Source organism: Protofrankia sp. Cr1 (genome assembly GCF_963555865.1).
In the GTDB taxonomy this organism is placed as follows: domain Bacteria; phylum Actinomycetota; class Actinomycetes; order Frankiales; family Frankiaceae; genus Protofrankia.
In genome coordinates this window covers 9,166-11,515 of record NZ_CAUVXO010000032.1, presented here as the reverse complement: position 1 = coordinate 11,515, position 2,350 = coordinate 9,166, and the positions used below count along the sequence as shown (strand labels likewise).

The window sequence follows — 2,350 nt, the reverse complement described above, 5'->3', positions numbered from 1 at the left end:
GCCTCCGGGCGGTCCAAGGCCATGTGGACGCTGGGCGACCAGGTCATCTCCAGCGGGACCAACGCGCTCATCGCCTTCGCGGTCGCCCGCCGGGTTTCGGCGGGCCAGTTCGGCGCGTTCTCGATCGCCTTCGCGCTGTTCGCGCTGGTCGTCGGGTTCTCCCGGGCGGCTGGCACATCACCGTTGGGCATGAAGTATGCCGACGCCGCCCCGCGGATCTTCCGGGCAGCGGGCGCCGCGGCGACCGGCACGGCGCTGGTTCTCGGCATGATCACCGGTGGATGTCTGGTAGCCGTCGGTGCGGTGCTGGGCACCACGGTCGGTGCGGCGATAGCCGCGATGGGTCTGGTCATGCCGGGCCTGCTCCTGCAGGATGCGTGGCGTTACGTGTTCATCGCCGAAGGCAGGCCCGCGAAGGCCGCCGTGAACGACATGGTGTGGACCGTGATCCAATTGGGCGGCGTGTTCTTCCTGCTCCGTCATGGCGTCGGGTCGTCCGCGACGTATCTGCTCGTCTGGGGTGGAGCCGCCGCGGCGGCAGCCCTGGTGGGGATCGTCCAGTCCGGCTTCTGGCCCGCACCGGTCAGGTCCCGTGAATGGATCAGACGGCACCGCGAGGTCGCGGGCTACATGAGCGCCGAGTACATCACTGTTCAGGGCGCCCAGCAGGGGTCGACACTGCTGATCGGCGTATTCGGCACCGCGATCGCGGTCGGCGCGCTGCGTGGGGTCCAGACCCTCCTCGGCCCGACCACGATTCTCGCCGTCGGCATCATCAGTTTTGCGATTCCGGAGTTCTCCCGTCGGCGGGATATGTCCGCCCGCGCCCGCATTCGATCCGCGACCATGCTTTCATGTCTGGTCGTCGGTGCCGGCGTGCTGTGGGGCGCGTTGTTCCTTCTTGTTCCCGACCGCGTGGGCGTCGCGTTGCTGGGTGACACGTGGGCGCAGACCCGTGGCATACTCGTTTTGACAATCATCCAGCAGGCGGGGGCGGCTGCCACGGTCGGTCCGGCGTGCATGCTTTATGCGCTTGGCCAGCCCAAGCTCACTTTCCGCGCCCACTGTGTGCTCGCGCCGGCCCTGTTCGTGTTCCCGGTCGCCGGTCTGGCGCGCTACGGTTTGCAAGGGGCTGTCGTCGGGTACATCATCGCTTTCTGGATGACCGTGCCGTTGTGGTTCGTGCTGCTGCACCGAGCCGCGCACCGGGCCGAGGTTCCAACCCGTGACCTGCTCGGGTCTGGCGAGAAGGCCGGGTCCAGAGGGCCAGAGGCGATGCGGACGGTATGTTGACCGGTCGGCATCGTCGGGGCGGGCGGTGAGATATCGTGAGTTCGCGGTGAGACTGCACATCATCTATCGATCCGTCGGCAGCGAGAACCGCAAGGACCGACCGGACTTCTACAACAAGTCCCTTGCGCTGGCGTCACTGTTGCGCGCGGTGGACAATGTCGATATTGAGACCGAGCTTGTCTTCGTCAACGACGGGCCGGTTCCCGCCGGCCGCCTGGAGATGATGTCGGAAGCGGGCGAGGTTCTCAGTGTCCGTTGCGGCAGCAACCGGTCGTCATACCGGTGGGTGCTGCGACTACCTCGGCAGCGGGGCTGGTCACCAGCCGATCTTGTCTGGTTCTCCGAGGACGACTACCTCTATACCGGTGCGAGCCTGCGCGATCTCGTCCGGGCCGCGAACGAGCTGGACCGCGCCGATTACTTCACTCTCTACAGCTCGATGCGTTTTGATCCCGCGGCCACCCGATGCTCGCCGTTGATCAGTTCGGCGACCCGCTCCCAGGGTGATCCCGATGCGGTCCTGCTGGGCACGGCGCGCTGGTACCAGGCGGTGAGCGCCACCAGCACGTTCGGGGCCCGGCTCGGGGCGGTGCTCGCCGACGAGCGACTGTTGCGTACCTCCCCGTTCCTCGGCGAGGCATGGGACCAGGCCACCTGTCTGGCCTACCAGGGATACCGGCCGTTCGGCCTGCGGGAACTCGCTGGCGGCAGGCCGGATCCCGGGCACATGGGGCGGCCTCGGGCCGCGGCTCGCCGGGTCGCGCTGATCGGCGTACGGACCGTCGCCAACGCTGTCACACTTGCGCGGCCGCAACACGCGCGGCGGACCCTGGTGGCACCTGATCCAGATCTGGTCACGCATATGGAGCAGCGGTTCCTGGCACCTGGCACCGACTGGGCCGCTGTGGCTACGGCGGTCGAGCACTGGTCACGCAGTCGTGGTCAGGAGACGTCGTGGGCCCCGAAACCGGGGGCCTGACAGGAGCCTGTTTCACAGCAGGTTCCAGGAGATGACCAGGGGGTTTGCGCAGCTGTGCACCGACGTTTCGGGGCACCC

1 protein-coding gene and 1 pseudogene are annotated in these 2,350 nt (G+C 67.5%); both read left to right on the top strand.

The annotated features are described in order from the left end of the window. Positions 1-1,293, top strand: a pseudogene (locus U9980_RS05305) (hypothetical protein); the annotation flags it as partial. Between the two features lie 46 nt (positions 1,294-1,339). Next, complete coding sequence (locus U9980_RS05300) at positions 1,340-2,272, top strand: hypothetical protein (RefSeq protein ID WP_322766924.1); 933 nt, start codon at positions 1,340-1,342, stop codon at positions 2,270-2,272. The last annotated feature ends 78 nt before the right edge of the window (positions 2,273-2,350 follow it).